Origin of the sequence: Nocardia sp. NPDC006044, from assembly GCF_042871115.1 — a bacterium.
GTDB lineage: Bacteria > Actinomycetota > Actinomycetes > Mycobacteriales > Mycobacteriaceae > Nocardia.
In genome coordinates this window covers 890,417-910,313 of the sequence record NZ_JBIAID010000004.1, presented here as the reverse complement: position 1 = coordinate 910,313, position 19,897 = coordinate 890,417, and the positions used below count along the sequence as shown (strand labels likewise).

Below are 19,897 nucleotides of genomic sequence, written 5' to 3'. Positions count from 1 at the left end.
TCTTTGTCCTTTTAGCCCATTTCCCGCGCGTTTTTCCGGTGTTGACTTCGCCTGACCTCAGAGTTGCCACATCCAGCAGGAGGAATCATGGACGCCATCGTGTCCACACCGCGGCCGGTGAACGAGCCGGTCGGCACGTTCGCGCCCGGTAGTGCGGAACGTACACGGTTGCAGGCGAAACTGGCCGAGCTCGGCGCGACCCCGACCGAGGTGCACCACGTTATCGCGGGCGAGCACCGGCGCAGTTCGGGCAAGACGATCGATGTCGTCCAGCCGCACCGGCACGCCGCCGTGCTCGGCACGCTGACCACCGCGAAGTCCGGCGACGTCGAGGACGCGATCAACGCGGCTACCGCCGCCGCGCCGGCCTGGCGGGCGCTGTCGTTCGAGGACCGGGCCGCGGTGTTCCTGCGCGCCGCCGACCTGCTGGCCGGCCCGTGGCGCGAAACGATCGCCGCCGCAACCATGCTCGGCCAGTCGAAGACCGCGTACCAGGCCGAGATCGACAGCCCGTGCGAGCTGGTCGACTTCTGGCGGTTCAACGTGCACTTCGCCCGGCAGATCCTGGCCGATCAGCCGATCTCCTCCCCCGGCGTGTGGAACAAGGTCGAGTACCGGCCGCTGGACGGCTTCGTCTACGCGATCACCCCGTTCAACTTCACCGCGATCGCGGGCAACCTGCCGACCGCGCCCGCGCTGATGGGCAACACCGTGGTCTGGAAGCCGGCGATGACCCAGTCGGTCGCCGCGTACTGGACGATGAAGCTGCTGGAGGCGGCCGGCCTGCCGCCCGGCGTGATCAACCTTGTCCACGGTGCGGGCCCGAAAGTTTCGGACGTGGCGCTGGCGGATCGCCGCCTGGCCGGCATCCACTTCACCGGTTCCACCGCGACCTTCCAGCACCTGTGGCGCTCGGTCGCGGCCAATATCGCCGACTACGACGCCTACCCGCGCCTGGTCGGCGAGACCGGCGGCAAGGACTTCGTCGTCGCGCACAGCTCCGCCGACCCGGACGTGCTGACCACCGCGCTGATCCGCGGCGCGTTCGACTACCAGGGCCAGAAGTGCTCGGCCGCCTCGCGCGCGTTCATCCCGAAGTCGGTGTGGGCCAAGATGGGTCGCGAGTTCGTCGACAAGGTGGCCACGCTGAGCTACGGCGACGTCACCGACTTCAGCAACTACGGCGGCGCGCTGATCGACAAGCGCGCGTTCGACAAGAACGCCGAGGCCATCGCCCGGGCCAAGGCGACGCCGAGCCTGTCCATCGCGGCCGGCGGGCACGCGGACGACTCGGTCGGCTACTTCGTCGACCCGACCGTGCTGCTCGGCGAGGATCCGACCGACGAGGCGTTCAGCACCGAGTACTTCGGTCCGATCCTGTCCGTGCACGTCTACGACGACTCGGCCCGCGGCGCGTTCGAGCAGACCCTCGAGCTGATCGACCAGGGTTCGCCCTACGCGCTGACCGGCGCGATCATCGCCGACGACCGCGGCGCGATCGCCAAGGCCACCGAGGGCCTGCGGTTCGCCGCGGGCAACTTCTACATCAACGACAAGCCGACCGGCGCGGTCGTGGGCCAGCAGCCGTTCGGCGGGTCGCGCGCCTCCGGCACCAACGACAAGGCAGGCTCGCCGCAGAACCTGCTGCGCTGGACCTCCGCCCGCACCATCAAGGAAACGTTCGTCCCGGCGACCGATCACCGCTACCCGCACATGGAGGCGTAGATGAGGCACAATCGCGCAGTCCGGCTCATCGAAGCCGACCGGGTGCGGGTGTCCCGCGGAACACAGGAGATCTGATGGCCTTCTCCGCACTGCTGCGGCCCGCGATGCTGGCCGCGTCCCGCTCGCCGCGCATGGAACGCACCATCACCAGGATGCCGACGACCAAGAAACTGGTCGACCGGTTCGTCGCGGGCGACTCCGCGGACCAGGCGGTCGCAGCGGTCGAGGCGCTGCTCGGCTCCGGCCGCTACGTCACCATCGACTATCTCGGCGAGGACACCACCGAGATCGAGCAGGCCCGCACCACGGTCACGCACTACCTGCACATGCTGTCCGCGCTGAGCCGGCTCGAGGTCGGGATCGAGACGGAAGCGGTTCGGCCGCTGGAGGTTTCGCTCAAGCTGTCGGCGCTGGGCCAGTCGCTGCCCAAGGACGGGCACGCGATCGCGCTCGAGCACGCGCACCGGATCTGTGCGGCCGCTGCGGAGGCCGGGGTCTGGGTGAACATCGACGCCGAGGACCACACCACCACCGACTCCACGCTGGGCATCGTGCGCGAACTGCGCGCGGACTTCCCCAGCCTGGGCACGGTGCTGCAGGCGTACCTGCGGCGCACCGAGGGCGACTGCCGGGACATGTCGGGGTACGGCTCGCGCATCCGGCTGTGCAAGGGCGCCTACAAGGAACCCGCGTCCGTCGCGTTCCAGAGCCGCACCGAGGTGGACGAGTCCTATCTGCGCTGCCTGCGCGTGCTGATGCTCGGCGACGGCTACCCGATGGTCGCGACCCACGACCCGGCGCTCATCGCGGAGGCGCAGCGGTGCGTCGACACGACCCACCGCAAGGCCGACGAGTTCGAGTTCCAGATGCTCTACGGCATCCGCGACGCCGAGCAGCGCAGGCTGGTCGAGGAGCACAACCATCTGCGCGTGTACGTGCCCTACGGCGACCAGTGGTACGGCTACTTCATGCGCAGGCTGGCCGAGCGGCCGGCGAATGTGGCGTTCTTCCTGCGGTCGTTGAAGCCCGGTAGTCAGCGGTGACGGTCGGCGCGTCGCACGGCGTGCCGTCCGGTTGGCCAACCACCTTGAACAATATTTGGCCAACTCGCCGATCACAGTCGCGCTGTGGTCGTATTTAGTAACCACAGCTCGAAGTGTGATCTGCGTTACGCATCGTCGCGGAGCGTGGAGGACGAAAGGAACTACATGTCCATCGCGGAGTTGCGCAGCCAAATGCTGCGCCGCAAACCCATGGGACAGGTCGAGGACGACGGGCCTGCCGATGAGCAGCTGTCCCGTTCGCTCGGCGTGTGGCAGCTCACGGCGATCGGCGTGGGCGGCATCATCGGCGCGGGCATCTTCACCCTCGCCGGCGCGGTCGCGCACTCCGTCACCGGTCCCTCGGTGCTGATCTCGTTCCTGATCGCCGGTGTCGCCAGCGCGGCCGCGGCGCTCTGCTACGCGGAATTCGCCGGGATGGTGCCGAAGGCGGGCTCGGCCTACACCTACGGGTATGTCTCGCTCGGCGAGATCGCAGGCTGGTTCATCGGCTGGGATCTGCTGCTGGAGTACATCGCGGTGGCGGCGGTGGTCGCGATCGGCGTGTCCGGCTACTTCCGGTTCCTGCTCGGGCAGGTGGACATCACGCTGCCGGACTGGATGATGGGCGCGCACGGCACCGGCGACGGCCACGTGGTGGACGTGTTCGCGATGCTGTTCTGTCTCGGCACGGCGTGGCTGCTCTCGCGCGGCATCCGCAGCGTCGGCCGGTTCGAGACCGTCGCGGTGGGCATCAAGGTGGCCCTGGTCGTGCTGATCGTGGTGCTCGGGGTGTTCCACATCGACAGCTCGAACTACACGCCGTACTTCCCGTTCGGCCAGGGCGCGGTGTGGACCGGCGCGGCCACCGTGTTCTTCGCGGTCTTCGGGTACGACGCGATGAGCACCGCGGCCGAGGAATCGACGGACGGCAAGAAGCATCTGCCGAAGGCGATCCTCTACTCGCTGGGCATCGCGATGGTGCTCTACGTGCTGGCCACGCTGGTGCTGACCGGCATGCAGAAGTACACCGAGATCAGCCCGACCAGCGGGTTCTCCACCGCGTTCGAGTCGGTCGGCATGCCGGGCATCGCGAACATCATCGCGATCGGCGCGATCGTCGGCATCGTCACCGTGGTGCTGACCTTCATGCTCGGCGTGACCCGCGTCTGGTACGCGATGAGCCGTGACGGCCTGCTGCCGGAGTGGTTCGCCAAGACGCACCCGGTGCGCAAGGTGCCGACCAGGGTGACCTGGATCGTCGGCATCGGCGCCGCGGTGATGGCCGGACTGCTGGACATCACCGTGGTGGCCGAGCTGACCAATATCGGCATCCTGATGGCGTTCATCGTGGTGTCGGTGGCCGTGATCGTGTTGCGCCGCACCAGGCCCGACGAGCCGCGCGAGTTCAAGCTGCCGCTCATGCCGGTGGTTCCGCTGATCGGCATCGGCTTCTCGCTGTATCTCATCTGGTCGCTGCCGTGGCAGACCTGGGTGCGGTTCGGGGTGTGGCTGGTCGTCGGGCTCGCGGTGTACTTCCTGTACTCGCGCACGCATTCCAAGCTGGAGCGCACGGGTACGGCGGACGCCGCCGAGCTCGTCTGAGAGAACTCCGAGGGGCACCGACGCCAGTCCCTCGGGCCGGTTGGGTGGGTCGGCCTTCGGGCCACCCACCCAGCCTTGTTTTCCGGGCAGAAACTGATGCCCGGTTGGCATCAGTCGATATCGAAAGAGTGTTGGACAGGCATCTTTCCAGCGCTTTAGCCTTCTGACAGTCGCACGGCGAGTGATCCGAACCACAGTCGCCGCTGGACCCAGGAGGACACATGACCCGGATTCTGATCACCGGCGCGGGCGGCGGGATCGGCACGCTGATGCGGCCGCGACTACGCCGCCCGGACCGCATTCTGCGGTTGCTGGATCTGACCGAACTCCCCGCTCCCGCAACGGATGAGCGGGTCGAGATCGTCACCGGATCGCTCACCGACGCCGCCACCATGGCGGCCGCGTGCCGGGACGTGGACGCGATCATCCACCTCGGCGGGATCAGCCGCGAGGACAGCTGGGAGCGGGTGCTCGCGGCGAATGTCGATGGGACGCATACCGTTCTGGAGGCCGCGCGACAGGCAGGCATCGCGCGGGTCGTGCTGGCGTCGAGCAATCACGCGGTGGGATACCGGGCGATCGGCGAGGCCGGACCGGACGGCATTGCGGGAGAAGCGCCTTCGCGGCCGGACACTTACTACGGGTTCAGCAAGGCGGCGATCGAGGCGCTGGGCAGTCTGTATCACTCGCGGTTCGGCATGGACGTGATCTGCGTTCGGATCGGTTCGTGCTTCGAGCGGCCGAATGATGTTCGGGGACTGTCGATGTGGCTTTCACCCGATGACGGCGCGCGACTGTTCGAGGCCTGCCTGACCACGGAAAACCCTGGCTTCCGGGTGATTTGGGGCGTGTCGAAGAATACCCGCGCCGTGGTGTCGCTGCGCGAAGCGGAAGAACTCGGTTACGGCAGTCTGGACGACGCCGAGAAATTCGCGGCGGAGGTGCCCGGCGGTGCGGCGCCGGCGTTTATCGGCGGCGCGTTCCTCGATACCCCGTTGGGCACGCCCAATCCCCTTTGACGGAACTCGAAACGCATAGCGCGATACCGAGTTCGCATCACGCTTTCCGCAATACCGCCTGTTCAGCGTGTGACGCTGAGGGCACTTGCTCGACCGCGAAAGAAGCGCAGCACATGCAATACAAATCCTCGGTGCAGGCCCGTAAATCGGCCCTCGGCACCAATGTTCATTTCCTCTATTTCTTCGGCGCGCTCGGCGGCATCCTGTTCGGCTACGACCTCGGGGTCATCTCCGGCGTGCTGCTGTTCATCAAGGACGCGTGGGAGCTGACCTCGGTGACCAAGGGCGTGATCGGTGGCTGCCTGGCCGCGGGCGCGATCATCGGCGCGGCCATCGCGGGCCGGATCACCGACCGGCTCGGCCGGCGACGGACCATCATGATCGCCGCGGTGGTGTTCGGGATCGGCGCGCTCGGCTGCGCGGTGGCACCGAATGTGTCCGTGCTGGTCATCGCCCGGTTCGTCACCGGGATCGCGGTGGGTTGCTCGTCGGCGACGGTGCCCACCTATCTCTCGGAACTGGCGCCGACCAGGGCGCGCGGCGCGTTGTCGACGTTGAACCAGCTGATGATCGTGTCCGGCATCCTGATCGCCTACATCGTCGACTGGGCGTTGTCCGGATCCGGCAACTGGCGCTTGATGTTCGGCGTCGCCGCGATACCCGCGGCGGTGCTGTTCCTCGGCATGACGGTGCTGCCGGAGACGCCGCGCTGGCTGGTGAAGGCGGGCCGCGAGGACGAGGCGCGGGCCGTGCTGGCCGGCACGCATCGATCGGACGAGATCGACGGCAAGCTCGACAACATTCGCACGGTGAACCAGCTGGATGTGCAGCAGAAGGGCCGCCTGCGCGATCTGTGGGCGCCGTGGGCGCGGCCCGCGCTGATCGTCGCGCTGATTCTCGCTGTCGGGCAGCAGTTCTCCGGCGTGAACGCGGTAAACCTCTACGCACCGACCATGTTCACCGATCTCGGGTTCGGCAACTCGACCTCGCTGCTGGCGGCCATCGTGCTCGGCGTGGTCAAGGTGGCGTTCACCGCGTGGGTGATCTTCGTGGTCGACCGGTGGGGACGCAAACCGCTGCTGCTGCTCGGGAACGTCTGTATGGCGTTGTCGCTGTTGCTGCTCGGGGTCATCGTGCTCACCGTGGACAACCACACGGTGACCGGGCTGACCACGCTGATCCTGCTCAACGTCTATCTGGCCGGTTATGAACTCGGCTGGGGCGCGGTGGTCTGGGTGATGATGGCCGAGGTGTTCCCGCTGCGGGTGCGCGGCGTGGGCATGGGGGTCGGCAGCGTGGTGCTGTGGAGTTCGACGTTCGCCATCACCTTCCTGTTCCCGGTGATGAACGACCATCTGGGACTGGCCAAGTCGGCCTGGTGCTTCGCCGGGGTGAGCGTGGTGATGTTCGTGCTGGTGCAGCGGTTCGTGCCGGAGACCAATGGGCGCAGCCTGGAGCAGATCGAGCTTGATCTGCGAGCGCGGGTCGGCGGACGCGCCGTGGAGCAGGCGTGACCCAGATGTCCGAGACCGGGATGCGCAGTGTCGTCTACGTGTCGAACGCCGACAGTCGCGAGATCTCGGTGCTGGCGCTCGACTCCGCCGGTGTGCTCACACCGGTGGAGTCGGTGCCGGTGGACGGGACGGTGATGCCGTTGGCCGTCGGTCCGGACCAGCGGTTCCTCTACGCCGGACTGCGGTCGGAACCGTTCTCGGTCAAGGCTTTTGCCATCGATCCGATGAGCGGGCGGCTGGCGGCATCGGCCACGACTCCCCTGCCGGACAACATGGCGTATCTCGCTACCGACCGAACGGGGCGGTTCCTGTTCAGCGCCTCCTACAGCGGTAACCAGATCGCGGTCAGTCCGATCTCGGCGAGCGGCGTCGTCGCGGCGCAACCGGCTGCGGTGATCGGCACTGCGCCGCATGCGCATTCGATCGTCGCCGATCCGTCGAATCAGTATGTGTTCGCGGCGGTTCTGGGCGGCGATCACCTCTTGCAGTACCGGTTCGACGCGACCTCCGGCCGGTTGACGCCCAATCGACCCGCGGCCGTCGGCACCGAACTCGGTGCGGGACCGCGGCATATCGTCTTCCACCCGGGTGGCCGCGTCGCCTTCGTGACGAACGAGCTGGACGGAACGGTCGGCAGCTACCTGTTCGATCCGGTGACCGGCACGCTGACCCCGGTGTCCTCGATTTCGGTACTGCCAGAGGGCTTTTCCGGCAGTCCATGGACATCGGACGTGCACCTCACACCCGACGGACGCTATCTCTATGTGTCCGAGCGAACTTCGGACACCCTCGCCGGATTCCGCGTCGACGGCATGCCCGGCGCGCTCGAACCGCTCGGCCACACCCCCACCGAGTCCCAGCCGCGTGGCTTCGCCATCGATCCGCACGGCCGCTTCCTCGTGGCCGCGGGACAGAAGTCCGGCGCGATCACGAGCTACGCCATCGCCCAGGACACAGGTGCGCTCACGGCTGTGCACCGCGTCCCGGTCGGCCGCAACCCCAACTGGGTCGAGATCATCGACCTGCCGATCGCATGACCCGCCGCATCGAGGACCGCGGGACTCGCCCGTGGCTGCTGGATCAGCCGCATCTTCGCGCCGCGGCGGGCAGGCTGGCAGCCATGATCTCACTGGAGCAGGTTCGCGGATTCGTCATGGTGGCCGACGAGGGCAGCTTCCGCCGGGCGGCGGAGCGGCTCCGGATGACCCAGCCGCCGCTGAGCAGGCAGATCCAGAAGCTGGAACGCGATATCGGGGTGGAGCTGTTCGACCGCAGCCAGCGGCAGGCGCAGCTGACCCCGGCCGGACAGGTGTTCCTGATCGAGGCGCGCAGGCTGCTCGCGCTGGCCGAGGGCGCGCCGGGCACCGCCCGGCTGGTCGCGGCGGGCGGGGCGGGCACGGTGCGGATCGGGTTCACCGCGGCGTCCGGGTTCGGGTTCCTCGGACGGTTCCTCAATCACATCGAGCAGGGACTGCCCGGCGTCGAGGTGGTGCTGCGCGAGATGGTGAGCTCCGATCAGTTCGAGAACCTGCGCAGCGGCACGCTGGACCTGGCGTTGGCCCGGCCGCCGTTCGACCGGACCGAATTCGATTGCGAGCTGGTGCATTCCGAGCGGCTCATGCTCGCCCTGCCGGACGGTCACCCGCTGGCCGGCGACGGCCCGATCGCGGCCGAGGCGCTGGGCGGGGAGACGCTGCTGGTGTACGCGCCCGGCCCCGCCCGATATTTCGCCGATCTGGTCGCGGGAATCCTTGCGGCCGTGCCCTATACGTCGACGCACGAGCTGACCCAGGTGCACACCATGCTCGCGCTGGTCGCGGCGGGTCGCGGGCTGGCGCTGGTGCCCGAGACCGCGAGCCATCTGCACCCCGACGGCGTGCGGTTCCGGCCGCTGGACGGCGTCGAGGATCCGGTTGTCCTGTACGCGGTGTGGCGGCGCAACTGCGCGAACCCGGCGTTGCCGCGGGTCGTGCGATTGCTGGACTCGCTGCCACCCGCGCATTGATCATCGAAAGGAAACACATGTCGCATCTCTCCGCTGACGAGCTGGGGCCCGCACTGGGCAACGGACTGTTGTCGTTCCCGGTCACGCATTTCGACGCCGGCCTGGCGTTCGACGAGGCCGCGTATCGCAAGCACATCGCCTGGCTGGCGCAATACGACGTCGCCGGGTTGTTCGCGGCGGGCGGTACCGGCGAGGGATTCTCCCTGACGCCCGCGGAAATCGATCAGGTGGTGCGGGCCGCGGTCGCCGAGACCGGCGGGCGGATACCGGTGATCGCGCCTGCCACCGCGGGGACCGCGGCCGCGGTCGAGCAGGCGCGCGCGGCCGAAGTCGCCGGTGCCGAGGGCATTCTGCTGCTGCCGCCGTATCTGACCGAGGCCGGCCCGGAGGGCCTGATCGAGCACGTCGCGACGATCTGCGCGGCCACCTCGCTCGGCGTCATCTTCTACAGCCGCGCCAACGCCACCTGCAACGACGTGACGCTGGCCCGGATGGCCGAACGGTGCCCGAACCTGGTCGGATTCAAGGACGGCGTCGGCAATATCGAGACCATGACCCGGATCTACGCCCGGCTCGGCGACCGGCTCACCTACATCGGCGGATTGCCGACCGCGGAAACCTTCGCGCTGCCGTACACCGAAATGGGTGTCACCACTTACTCTTCCGCGATCTTCAATTTCCTGCCCGAATTCGCGCTCGCGTTCTATCGCGCGGTGCGGGCCCGCGATCGGGACACCGTCTACCGGCACCTGCGCGAGTTCGTCATCCCCTACCTCGATATTCGCGACCGGCGGCCCGGATACGCGGTCTCCATCATCAAGGCCGGGCTGACCGCGATCGGCCGCCCCGCCGGGCCGGTGCGGCCGCCGTTGACCAACCTCACCGACGACGAACGCACGGAACTCGCGACGCTGATCGCCACGGTCGCCGGTGCGGACGCGGCATGACCGGCGCGGCGACACTGGACCGGATCACCGAGGTCAGCATCTCCTCGGTCGCGCTGCCGCTGCCGGCCGGGATCAGCGACGCCAAGGTGCTGACCGGCCGCCAGCAGCCGATGACGGAGGTGGCGGTGCTGTTCGCGGAGATCACCACCGCGTCCGGGCTGGCCGGCCTCGGCATGGGTTACTCGAAACGCGCAGGCGGACCAGGGCAATTCGCGCACGCGCGGGAGCTGTCCCCGGTGCTGCTCGGCGAGGATCCCAGCGATATCGCCAAGATCTGGGACAAGCTCATGTGGGCGGGCGCGTCGGTCGGACGCAGCGGGCTCGCGGTGCAGGCGATCGCGGCGTTCGACGTCGCGCTGTGGGATCTGAAGGCCAAGCGCGCCGGGTTGCCGCTGGCGAAACTGCTGGGTGCGCACCGGGATTCGGTGCGCTGCTACAACACCTCCGGCGGATTCCTGCACGCGCCGATCGAGGAGGTCCTCGACCGTGCGGCGGAGTCCCTCGAACAGGGCATCGGCGGAATCAAGCTCAAGGTGGGGCATCCGGACAGCGCCGTCGACCTGGCCCGGGTCACCGCGGTGCGGGAAAAGCTCGGCGACCGCGTGCCGTTGATGGTCGACGCGAACCAGCAGTGGGATCGGGCGACCGCGCGCCGGATGTGCCGGGCGTTCGAGCCGTTCGGGCTGGTGTGGATCGAAGAGCCTTTGGATGCCTACGATTTCGACGGCCACGCGCTGCTCGCGACAACATTCGACACCCCGATCGCGACCGGTGAGATGCTGACCAGCGTGGCCGAGCACACCCGGCTCATCCGGGCGGGCGGGGCCGATATCGTGCAGCCCGACGCGCCGCGGATCGGCGGCATCACCCAGTTCCTGCGGGTGATGGCGCTGGCCGACAGCGAAAACCTGCAACTGGCACCGCATTTCGTGATGGAGGTGCACGTCCACCTGGCCGCCGCCTATGCCCAGGAACCCTGGGTCGAGCACTTCGAATGGTTCGACCCGCTGTTCGAGGAGCGGCTCGAGATCGTCGGCGGACGCATGCACCTGTCGGCACGTCCCGGCCTCGGCGTCACCCTCAGCGACCGAGCGCGCGCCTGGACCGTCGCCGAATACGCCACCCGCGCCTGACCTTTCGGAGGAATCATGGATACCGACCCGAACGACCTGTCCCGCATCATCGACGCGGCAGCGGAATCCGCCGCCCGGCTCGCCGAATCCACGCCGGCCCAGCGCGCACGGTGGCTCACGCACGTCGCGGACGCCATCGACGCCGCGGCCGACGAACTGGTGCCGCTCACCGCCGGGGAAACCCGGCTCCCGGAACGCCCGCGGTTGCGAGGCGAGCTGGCGCGCACCACGTTTCAGCTGCGGCTGTTCGCCGAGGTGCTCGCCGACGGCGAGTTCCTGCGGGCCACCGTCGATCACGCCGACCCGCAGTGGCCGATGGGGCCGCGGCCGGATATCCGCCGCAGCGTTGTCCCGATCGGCCCGACGCTGATATTCGCCGCGAGCAACTTCCCGTTCGCGTTCAGTGTCGCGGGCGGTGACACCGCCGCCGCGCTCGCCGCGGGCTGCCCGGTCGTGCTCAAGGCGCACCCGGGACATCCGCGGTTGTCGGCCCGCACCGGGACCATCGTGCGGGACGCACTGATCGAGGCGGGCGCGCCGGCCGGCAGTTTCGAGGTCATCCACGGCATCGACGCGGGCACCGCCGCGCTGCGGCACCCGGCCATCGCCGCCGCGGCCTTCACCGGTTCGGTGCCCGGCGGGCGCGCGCTGTTCGACATCGCGACCTCGCGGCCCCGGCCGATCCCGTTCTACGGCGAGCTGGGCAGCGTCAATCCGGTGGTCGTGCTGCCGGGAGCGGTTCGAGCCCGCGGCCGCCAGATCGTGGCGGGCTTCCTCGGCTCGTTCACCCTCGGCGCCGGGCAGTTCTGCACCAAGCCCGGTGTGCTGCTGCTGCCGGCGGGCCACGGTCTCACCGACGCACTGCGTATCGCAGTTCGTGAAGCCCCCGGGCAGCGGCTGCTCAACGACCGCATCGCCGAGGGCTTCCGCACGCGCGTGACGAACCTGCGCGACCATCCCTCCGTCACCGCGCTTTCCGCCCCCGATCTGCAAGACGACTTGCTCGCCCCGACGCTGCTGAAGATCTCCGCCGCCGATTTCCTGGCCGGATCCGAACTGCTGCGCACCGAATGCTTCGGCCCCGCCGCGCTCGTGGTCGAGTACGCGGAGACCACCGAGCTGACCGCGCTGCTCGGCGAACTCGAACCCGGCCTCACCGCAACAGTTTTCGCGGAGGACAGCGAGATCGAGGAGGTCCGTCCGCTACTGCCCGCGCTCACCGCGCTGGCCGGACGGCTCATCTGGAACGACTGGCCCACCGGCGTAACCGTCACCTGGGCACAGCAGCACGGCGGACCCTATCCGGCCACTACCGCACCTACGACAACCTCGGTCGGCGCCGCCGCGATCGACCGCTTCCTGCGCCCCGTCGCCTGGCAGGGCTTCCCCGACAGCCTGCTCCCACCGGCCCTGCGCGACGACAATCCGTGGCGCGTGCCCCGCCGCATCGACGGAAAGCGGGACTGACCATGTCCGCTGTCATCACCGACGTCCGCCTCACCCCGATCCTCATCGCGGACGCGCCCCTGCTCAATGTCGGTGGCGTGCATCAGCCCTACACGCCGCGACTGATCGTCGAGGTCGAAACCGGCAGCGGCACCGTCGGTCTCGGCGAAACCTACGGCGACCACCAATACCTCTCCCGCGCAGCCGAACTCGCGCCGAAGCTGATCGGCATGCCGGTCACGGCGATCAACGCGATCCGGTTGCTCGACGCCGGTGACATCCGGCTGCTCGACGACAACCCGGTCGCGGGCGGCCTGCGCGGCACGCTGACCACCGACAAAGTGCGGCTCAGCGTGGTGTCGGCCTTCGAGACCGCCGCCCTCGACGCGCACGGCCGCGAACTCGGCCTGCCCGTGCATGCCCTGCTCGGCGGGAAAGTGCGCGACCGGGTCGACTACTCCGGCTACCTCTTCTACAAGTGGGCCGAACACCCGGCACCGGACGCTCCGGCCGACGAGTGGGGTGCGGTTCTCGATCCAGACGGCGTCGTCCGGCTGGCCGAAAAGTTCAGCGCGCACGGCGGATTCCGCTCTTTCAAGCTGAAAGGCGGCGTGTTCCCGCCGGACGCGGAGGTCGCCGCCATCACCGCACTGGCCAAGGCCTTCCCCGAACACCCACTGCGCCTGGACCCCAACGGAGGCTGGTCGTTGGCCACCGCAACCACGGTCGCCGAACAACTCACCGGCATCGTGGAATACCTCGAGGACCCGACCGCCCGCGTCGAGGACATGGCCGAGCTGCACCGCCGCACCGGAATGCCGTTGGCCACCAATATGATCGTCACCGCCGTGGACGAGATCCGCCCGGCCTTCGACGCGAACGCCGTCCAGGCCGTGCTGTCCGACCACCACTTCTGGGGTGGCCTGCACGCCACCCGCGACCTCGCCGCGGTCTGCCACGCCTACGGCAAGGGCATCTCCATGCACTCCAACACCCACCTCGGCATCAGCCTCGCCGCGATGACGCACGTCGCCGCCACCGTCGCGCACCTCGACTACGCCTGCGACACCCACTACCCGTGGCAGGCCGAGGACGTCATCACCGAACCGTTCACCTTCACCGGCGGCGCCATCGAGGTCGCCGACACCCCCGGCCTCGGCATCGATCTCGACCGGGACGCGCTGGCCCGGCTGCACGAGCGCTGGCGGCGCCTGCCCGCGCTGCGCGATCGCGACGACGTCGCGGCCATGCGCGCCGCCGATCCGGACTATCGCCCACCCGGTTCGCCCAAATACTGAACTCCTTGTGATCCGCATCCGTAGTGATTGCGGAATGGTCATACGGCTATCTACTGTCGGGGCTTCGGCCCGAGGGTTCGGTCGTGCTGGTCACGCGGTGCCGCGTGGCCGAGAGGAGCGGTGCAGATGGATCTCCAGGACGTCGTCTCGGCGGGCGTGCTCGAGCAGCGGGAGCTGCTGGAGCAAGGGGTCCTGTCCGCGCAGGAGTTGGTCGCCGCCACGCTGAGCGGCATCGACGCGGCCGCAGAGCTGAACGCGTTCACCCAGATCCGGCACGAGCAGGCCAGGGTGGAGGCGATCGACCGCGACCGTGAGCGCGCTGCGGGCACCGTCGGGCCGCTGCACGGCATCCCGATCGCGATCAAGGACGAGATCGACGTCGCCGGCCTGGTGACCACCTTCGGCACCCGGGCCAACTCGACTCCGGCCAAGGCCGACGCCGAGGTGGTGCGCCGGTTGCGGGCCGCGGGCGCGGTGATCGTCGGCAAGACCACCATGCCGGAATTCGGGCAGTGGCCGTTCACCGAGTCGAGCACCTACGGCGTGACCCGCAACCCGTGGGACCGCAGCCGGACCACCGGCGGGTCCAGCGGCGGCTCGGCGGCGGCGGTCGCGGCCGGCCTGGTCCCGGTGGCGATCGGCAGCGACGGCGGCGGCTCGATCCGGATCCCCGCCGCCTGCTGCGGGCTGTTCGGCCTCAAGCCGCAGCGCGGGCGGGTGCCGGTCGCGCCGTTCGAGCACCTCTGGTGGTCGCTCGGGGTCACCGGGCCGCTGACCCGCGGCGTGCTCGATTCCGCGGTGGTGTACGACGTGATCCGCGGCAACACCCCCGGCGACCGGTTCACCGCGCCGGATCCGCTGATGTCCTTCGAACAGGCCGCGCGGCAGCCCGGCACCGCCCTGCGGATCGGCTACAGCACGAAACCGCCGTCCCCCCTGGCGAAGCCGGATCCGGAGCACGTGCGGGCGGTGCACGACACCGCGAAACTGCTTGCCGACCTTGGGCATTCGGTGTTCGAGGTGGACCCGGACTACCCGGAGTCGTTGCAGGCCTTCTTCCCCCAGTTCTTCGGCGGCGTGCGCGACGAAGCCGAGCACGTCGAGCATCCGGACCGCCTCGAACGCCGCACCCGGCAGACCGTCGCGCTGGGCGCCTGGGCCCGGCGCCCGGTCGTGGAATGGGCGATCCGGCAGGGAGAAGCCTTGGCGCACAAGGTCGATCGGGTCTTCGCCGACTGCGACCTGCTGCTCACCCCCACCCTCGCGGGCAGGCCGCCGCGCATCGGCGTGCTGGACGGCGCGAGCACCGTCCGCGCCCAGCTCCGGTCCATTCCGATGGTGGCCTACACGACGCTGTGGAACGTGACCGGCCATCCCGCGGCTTCGTTGCCCGCGGGCATCGCCGCGGACGGGCTGCCGCTGGCGGTTCAGCTGGTCGGGCCGGGCAACGGCGAGACGACCATCCTCACCGTCGCCGCGCAGCTGGAACAGGCCCGGCCGCATGCTCGTCCGGTGGGCTGAAAACCGATTCGGCGGATAAGGTGACGAGGTGACCGAATTGGGTGAAATCGCACCTGCTTTCGTCGGCCTCGCGCACAGCATCGTGTGGTGCACGGTGTCCACGACCGATCCGGCCGGACGGCCGCGCAGCCGCGTCCTGCATCCCCTCTGGGAGTGGGACGGGCAGGAGCTGACCGGATGGATCGTCACCGGCAGGACTCCGGCCAAGCAGGCCCATCTCGCGCACAGTCCGTATGCCTCGTGTAACTACTGGGCGCCCTCGCACGACACCTGCACGGCGGAGTGCGCGGCCGAATGGGTCGACGACGTGCCGACGAAGACCAGGGTGTGGGAGTTGTTCACGAACACCCCCGCGCCGCTCGGCTACGACCCGGGCGCGATCGGCGTCCCCGGCTGGACCGGCCCCGAGTCGCCGCACGTCAGCGTGTTGCGGCTGCGTCCGTGGCGACTGCGGGTGATGCCGGGCGAGAACATCCAGAAGGGGTTCAAGGCCATGTCCTGGCGTGCTAAGCCCTCATAAAACTCGAATTCGGCGAATAATATTCACAACAAAGGTGATTTCCACGAACAAGATTCTGTACGGTCGAGGAATGCGTAAGAATGATTCACCCGGCGGCTCGACCGCGCCGGTGCCGCCGGTCCATCCGCCGGCCGGGGTGCCGATCGATGATATCGACCGGATCCTGCTCGACCAGCTCGCGCGAGACGGCCGGATGACGAACAACGCGCTCGCGGCCGCGGCGGGCATCGCCCCGTCCACCTGCCTCGGGCGGGTGCGCGCGCTGGTGGAACGCGGCGTCATTCGCGGATTCCATGCCGATATCGACCCCGCCGCGCTCGGGCGCAGCCTGCAGGCCATGATCGCGGTGCGGCTGCGGGCCAGCGCCCGGCAGCATCTGGCCGAGTTCGGCGAGCAGATGTCGGAGTTCGAGGAGGTGCTCAACGTGTACTTCATCGCGGGCGCCGACGACTACCTGATCCACGTCGCCACCTCGCACACCGACGAACTGCGCCGGTTCGTGCTGAACAACCTGAGCGAGCATCCGGCGGTCGCCTCCACCGAGACGATCCTGATCTTCGAGCACATGCGGCCGCGGACGAATCCCACGGCGTGACAAGGGCGGCCGGCCCGAAGGCCGGCCGCCCTTGCGAAACGTGTTACGCGGCCAGGCTTTCGGCGGCGTAACCGTGTGCGGCCGCGACGGAAGCGGACAGCAGCACACCACCATGCGTACTGAGACCGCTCGCCAGGCCCTGATCCAGCGCCACCGCCTCGCGCCAGCCGTGCTCGGCGAGCGAGACCACGTACGGCAGTGTGGCATTGGTGAGCGCGACGGTCGAGGTGTAGGGCACCGCGCCGGGCATGTTGGCGACACAGTAGAACACCGACTCGTGCACCCGGTAGGTCGGGTCGGCGTGCGTGGTCGGGCGCGAATCGGCGAAGCAGCCGCCCTGGTCGATGGCGATGTCGACCAGCACCGAGCCCGGCTTCATCTGCGCGACAAGGTCATTGGAGACCAGCGTGGGCGCCTTCGCGCCGGGGACCAGCACCGCGCCGATGACCAGATCGGCCTCGCGCACGGCCTTCTCGACCTCGAGCCGGTTGGACATGATGGTCCGGACCTGGCCCTTGTACTGCGCGTCGATCTCGCGCAGGCGGGCGATGTTCAGGTCGAGGACGGTGACCTCGGCGCGCATGCCGTGCGCGATGGCGATCGAGTTGCCGCCCGCGACGCCCGCGCCGATCACGACCACGTTGGCGGGCGGAGTGCCGGGCACGCCGCCCATCAGCACGCCGCGGCCGCCGCCGTTGCGCAGCAGGTGGTAGGCGCCGGCCTGCGGGGCCAGCCGGCCCGCGACCTCGCTCATCGGGGCGAGCAGCGGCAGCGAGCCGTCGCGGCCGGTGACCGTCTCGTAGGCGATCGAGGTGATGCCGGAGCTCAGCAGGGCGTCGGTGCACTCCTTGGAGGCGGCGAGGTGCAGGTAGGTGAACAGCACCTGACCTTCGCGCATGCGTGAATACTCCTCGGCGACCGGCTCTTTCACCTTGAGCACCAGGTCGGCGGTGGCCCAGACCTCGTCGGCGGAGTTCAGTATCCGCGCGCCGGCCACGGTGTACGCCTCGTCCTCGAACGCCGAGCCACGACCGGCACCGGTCTCGATGTACACCTCGTGCCCCCGGGACGCGAGCTCGTGCACACCGGCCGGGGTAATCGCGACCCGATACTCGTGGTTCTTGACCTCGCGGGGGACCCCGATCTTCACCTGCGCTCCTGAATGTCGATGGATGTTGATAGCTGAATGGTCATAGCTGGTCCGCATAATGTAGACCGTTCTGCCTCAAATTATGAATATCCTGCAAGATCAGGTCTAGATCTTTGAAGATAATTCTCATAATTGGCTTCATCGCTGTCGAATCCTCGGTTCAGCTGTGGCCCGAGTCTTCCAGCCCGCAAGATGTTCGGCCGCGAGGCTCTCCGAGCGCACTCGCGAATGTGCCCGGCCGGGCCGCGGGTAACAGACCTCACAGTCGGCAAGCCGTTGATCTTGCCTAAGATGCAACTTGTGTCTAAGACGTATTCATCAGCGGAGCAGGCCTATCGCGAGGTCAAGGAACGCATCCTGAGCGGCACGTTGCCGGGCGGCGAGCTGATCAGCGAGGGCGAGATCGCCGCCGCCCTCGGCACGTCGCGGACGCCGGTGCGCGAGGCGTTCCTGCGCTTGGAGACCGAAGGGTGGATGAAGCTCTACCCGAAGCGCGGCGCGCTGGTGGTACCGATCCCGCCGGACGAGGCCGAGCACGTCACCTACGCCCGCTATGTCGTCGAGGCGGCCGCCGTGCGCGCGCTGGCCACCACCGATCGCACGGCGCTGACCGCGATGTTCCGTTCGTCGCTGGACCGTCAGCGCGAGCTGGCCGCGGCCGGGGACCTCGACCAGTTCGCCCTGGTGGACACCGACTTCCATCGCTCGTATGTGATCGCGGCGGGCAACCCGCTGCTGTCGAGCTTCTACGACTCGCTGCGCGAGCGGCAGCGGCGGATGAACAGCGTCGCGCTGCGCCGCGGGCCGATCGACATCGACCGGATCATCGAGCAGCACACACACCTGGCCGGGCTGATCGAGGCGGGCGAGGTCGAGCAGTTCGCCACCGCGCTGGCCGAGCACCTGTCCGGCGTGCACCAGCTGGAACTACGGGGGCTGTGATGACGACGCAGGCCACCGCTTTTCAGGCCGCACCCACGCGGGTCACGCCGAAGGGATGGTGGGGCGTCGCCGCGGCGATGTTCGCGATCGCCTGGGGCGGAAACGAATTCACGCCGCTGCTGGTGATGTACAAGAACCACGGACTGCCCGCGACCACGGTGGATCTGCTGCTGTTCTACTACGTGCTCGGCATCGTGCCCGCGCTGCTGATCGGCGGGCCGCTCTCGGATCGGTACGGGCGGCGCGCGCTGCTGCGCCCGGCGCCGCTGATCAGCGCGGCGGGGTCGCTACTGCTGGCGTTCGGGCCTGCGTCGGTGCCGGTGCTGTCCGCCGGCCGGGTGCTGTGCGGGATCGCGCTCGGACTGGCGATGGCGGTGGGCAGCAGCTGGCTGAAGGAGCTGGCGCAGCCGCCGTTCGGGCCCGCGTCGCCGGGCGGCACCGGGGCGCGGCGCTCGGCGATGAGTCTCACCGGCGGGTTCGCGGTCGGCGCGGGATTCGCCGGGGTGCTGGCGCAGTGGGCGCCGTGGCCGAACGGGCTCGCCTATCTGGTCAGCGTGACGCTCTGCCTGATCGCCGCGCTGTGGGTGGCGCGGGCGCCGGAAACGGTACTCCCCCAGAGGAATCCGGGGCGGCTGATCGATGATCTGAAGGTCCCCGCCGCCGGGCATCGCCGATTCCGTTGTGTGGCACTGCCGGTCGCGCTGTGGTTGTTCACCGCCGCCGGAACGGCCTACGCGATCATGCCGGCATTGATGGCACCGCACCTGCGCGGCGCGCCGATCGCGTTCTCGGCGCTGGTCTGTGTCATCACGCTCAGTTGCGGTTTCGCGATCCAGTCGGCGGCCCGGCGGATCGACCGGCCGGGCACCGCGCGCGCGGCCGTCGTCTCGCTGGTGTTCGTCACGCTCGGAATGGCCGCCGCCGCTTGGGCTTCCGGCGCGCTCACGCTCTGGGCGACACTGCTGACCGCCGTCGTACTCGGCGCGGGATACGGCATCGGACTCGTCGCCGGACTCCAGGAGATCGAACGAATCGCCCGCCCGACCGACCTGGCCGGGCTGACCGCGGTGTTCTACTCGGTGAGCTATCTCGGCTTCGGCGTGCCTGCCCTGCTGTCGTTCCTGAACGAGCGGCTCGGCTTCGGCTATCCCGCCATGTTCGCCCTTGCCGCTGTCGTCGCCGCGGGCAGCCTGGTCCTGGTGACCTGCAACTATCGGAGCCGATCGCGGCTCGGCAAAATCGGTGGCGACGATCGAGCCGACGTTGCTACGGTTGCTGCCGCGCTGGTGGAAGCGCCCGAGAGATCGGTGATCGGGCCGACGGCCCAGAAATGAGTGTCTATGCCCCGGACCGCGCCGAGCGCGCCTCACCGCGCCAGGTCGGACCGTATCGGTTCCCTCGCGCCCGCACAGCCAACCGCCGCTAACTAGCTTCGAG

The 19,897-nt window shown here is 68.9% G+C and carries 17 protein-coding genes; 16 read left to right on the top strand and 1 reads right to left on the bottom strand.

All coding sequences use genetic code 11. From position 1 onward, the window contains the following. The first annotated feature begins 87 nt into the window (after window positions 1–87). From pruA to ACFYO1_RS35195, 14 genes are all read left to right on the top strand, one after another. Window positions 88–1,725: an L-glutamate gamma-semialdehyde dehydrogenase gene (gene pruA / locus ACFYO1_RS35260; protein WP_387240994.1), complete on the top strand. Its 1,638-nt coding sequence runs from the start codon at window positions 88–90 to the stop codon at window positions 1,723–1,725. A gap of 74 nt (window positions 1,726–1,799) precedes the next feature. After that, window positions 1,800–2,768 (top strand): proline dehydrogenase family protein, encoded by a 969-nt coding sequence (locus ACFYO1_RS35255; protein ID WP_387240991.1) that lies wholly within the window; start codon window positions 1,800–1,802, stop codon window positions 2,766–2,768. 165 nt (window positions 2,769–2,933) lie between these two features. After that, window positions 2,934–4,370, top strand: coding sequence for an amino acid permease (locus ACFYO1_RS35250; protein ID WP_387241690.1), 1,437 nt, complete (start codon window positions 2,934–2,936; stop codon window positions 4,368–4,370). Between the two features lie 221 nt (window positions 4,371–4,591). Further along, a complete protein-coding gene (locus ACFYO1_RS35245; RefSeq protein ID WP_387240988.1) occupies window positions 4,592–5,389 on the top strand; it encodes an NAD-dependent epimerase/dehydratase family protein in 798 nt (265 codons plus the stop codon). A gap of 113 nt (window positions 5,390–5,502) precedes the next feature. After that, window positions 5,503–6,903: a sugar porter family MFS transporter gene (locus tag ACFYO1_RS35240; RefSeq protein ID WP_387240986.1), complete on the top strand. Its 1,401-nt coding sequence runs from the start codon at window positions 5,503–5,505 to the stop codon at window positions 6,901–6,903. 5 nt (window positions 6,904–6,908) lie between these two features. Next, window positions 6,909–7,940 carry a lactonase family protein gene (locus ACFYO1_RS35235; RefSeq protein ID WP_387241687.1) on the top strand — a complete coding sequence of 344 codons (1,032 nt, stop codon included), beginning with the start codon at window positions 6,909–6,911 and terminating at the stop codon, window positions 7,938–7,940. Then, entirely contained in the window at window positions 7,937–8,908 is a 972-nt protein-coding gene (locus ACFYO1_RS35230; RefSeq protein WP_387240983.1) for a LysR substrate-binding domain-containing protein, read from the top strand. The genes ACFYO1_RS35235 and ACFYO1_RS35230 overlap by 4 nt, the downstream gene beginning before the upstream one ends. A gap of 17 nt (window positions 8,909–8,925) precedes the next feature. Further along, a complete protein-coding gene (kdgD, locus tag ACFYO1_RS35225; protein ID WP_387240980.1) occupies window positions 8,926–9,855 on the top strand; it encodes a 5-dehydro-4-deoxyglucarate dehydratase in 930 nt (309 codons plus the stop codon). After that, entirely contained in the window at window positions 9,852–10,988 is a 1,137-nt protein-coding gene (locus ACFYO1_RS35220; RefSeq protein ID WP_387240977.1) for a mandelate racemase/muconate lactonizing enzyme family protein, read from the top strand. Before kdgD ends, ACFYO1_RS35220 begins: the two co-directional genes overlap by 4 nt. 15 nt (window positions 10,989–11,003) lie before the next feature. Continuing rightward, window positions 11,004–12,455, top strand: coding sequence for an aldehyde dehydrogenase (NADP(+)) (locus ACFYO1_RS35215; RefSeq protein ID WP_387240974.1), 1,452 nt, complete (start codon window positions 11,004–11,006; stop codon window positions 12,453–12,455). Between the two features lie 2 nt (window positions 12,456–12,457). Continuing rightward, window positions 12,458–13,732, top strand: coding sequence for an enolase C-terminal domain-like protein (locus ACFYO1_RS35210; RefSeq protein WP_387240971.1), 1,275 nt, complete (start codon window positions 12,458–12,460; stop codon window positions 13,730–13,732). A gap of 126 nt (window positions 13,733–13,858) precedes the next feature. Continuing rightward, window positions 13,859–15,253, top strand: coding sequence for an amidase (locus ACFYO1_RS35205; protein WP_387240968.1), 1,395 nt, complete (start codon window positions 13,859–13,861; stop codon window positions 15,251–15,253). Window positions 15,254–15,281: 28 nt separating this feature from the next. Continuing rightward, window positions 15,282–15,773, top strand: a complete 492-nt coding sequence (locus ACFYO1_RS35200) for a pyridoxamine 5'-phosphate oxidase family protein (RefSeq protein WP_387240965.1) — start codon at window positions 15,282–15,284, stop codon at window positions 15,771–15,773. A gap of 70 nt (window positions 15,774–15,843) precedes the next feature. Next, window positions 15,844–16,368: an Lrp/AsnC family transcriptional regulator gene (locus ACFYO1_RS35195; RefSeq protein WP_387240962.1), complete on the top strand. Its 525-nt coding sequence runs from the start codon at window positions 15,844–15,846 to the stop codon at window positions 16,366–16,368. Between the two features lie 43 nt (window positions 16,369–16,411). Here the strand turns inward: ACFYO1_RS35195 and ald are convergent, their stop codons facing one another. Further along, a complete protein-coding gene (ald, locus tag ACFYO1_RS35190; protein WP_387240959.1) occupies window positions 16,412–17,518 on the bottom strand; it encodes an alanine dehydrogenase in 1,107 nt (368 codons plus the stop codon). Between the two features lie 291 nt (window positions 17,519–17,809). Here ald and ACFYO1_RS35185 point away from each other — a divergent pair, with 291 nt between their 5' ends. Both ACFYO1_RS35185 and ACFYO1_RS35180 read left to right on the top strand, forming a co-directional pair. After that, window positions 17,810–18,460, top strand: coding sequence for a GntR family transcriptional regulator (locus ACFYO1_RS35185; protein ID WP_387240956.1), 651 nt, complete (start codon window positions 17,810–17,812; stop codon window positions 18,458–18,460). After that, window positions 18,460–19,794 carry an MFS transporter gene (locus tag ACFYO1_RS35180; protein ID WP_387240953.1) on the top strand — a complete coding sequence of 445 codons (1,335 nt, stop codon included), beginning with the start codon at window positions 18,460–18,462 and terminating at the stop codon, window positions 19,792–19,794. Before ACFYO1_RS35185 ends, ACFYO1_RS35180 begins: the two co-directional genes overlap by 1 nt. Window positions 19,795–19,897: the final 103 nt, after the last annotated feature.

Coding starts and splice junctions, on each gene's coding strand:
- pruA (WP_387240994.1), top strand. CDS start 88: ATGGACGCCATCGTGTCCACACCGCGGCCGGTGAACGAGCCGGTCGGC.
- ACFYO1_RS35255 (WP_387240991.1), top strand. CDS start 1,800: ATGGCCTTCTCCGCACTGCTGCGGCCCGCGATGCTGGCCGCGTCCCGC.
- ACFYO1_RS35250 (WP_387241690.1), top strand. CDS start 2,934: ATGTCCATCGCGGAGTTGCGCAGCCAAATGCTGCGCCGCAAACCCATG.
- ACFYO1_RS35245 (WP_387240988.1), top strand. CDS start 4,592: ATGACCCGGATTCTGATCACCGGCGCGGGCGGCGGGATCGGCACGCTG.
- ACFYO1_RS35240 (WP_387240986.1), top strand. CDS start 5,503: ATGCAATACAAATCCTCGGTGCAGGCCCGTAAATCGGCCCTCGGCACC.
- ACFYO1_RS35235 (WP_387241687.1), top strand. CDS start 6,909: ATGTCCGAGACCGGGATGCGCAGTGTCGTCTACGTGTCGAACGCCGAC.
- ACFYO1_RS35230 (WP_387240983.1), top strand. CDS start 7,937: ATGACCCGCCGCATCGAGGACCGCGGGACTCGCCCGTGGCTGCTGGAT.
- kdgD (WP_387240980.1), top strand. CDS start 8,926: ATGTCGCATCTCTCCGCTGACGAGCTGGGGCCCGCACTGGGCAACGGA.
- ACFYO1_RS35220 (WP_387240977.1), top strand. CDS start 9,852: ATGACCGGCGCGGCGACACTGGACCGGATCACCGAGGTCAGCATCTCC.
- ACFYO1_RS35215 (WP_387240974.1), top strand. CDS start 11,004: ATGGATACCGACCCGAACGACCTGTCCCGCATCATCGACGCGGCAGCG.
- ACFYO1_RS35210 (WP_387240971.1), top strand. CDS start 12,458: ATGTCCGCTGTCATCACCGACGTCCGCCTCACCCCGATCCTCATCGCG.
- ACFYO1_RS35205 (WP_387240968.1), top strand. CDS start 13,859: ATGGATCTCCAGGACGTCGTCTCGGCGGGCGTGCTCGAGCAGCGGGAG.
- ACFYO1_RS35195 (WP_387240962.1), top strand. CDS start 15,844: ATGCGTAAGAATGATTCACCCGGCGGCTCGACCGCGCCGGTGCCGCCG.
- ACFYO1_RS35185 (WP_387240956.1), top strand. CDS start 17,810: ATGCAACTTGTGTCTAAGACGTATTCATCAGCGGAGCAGGCCTATCGC.
- ACFYO1_RS35180 (WP_387240953.1), top strand. CDS start 18,460: ATGACGACGCAGGCCACCGCTTTTCAGGCCGCACCCACGCGGGTCACG.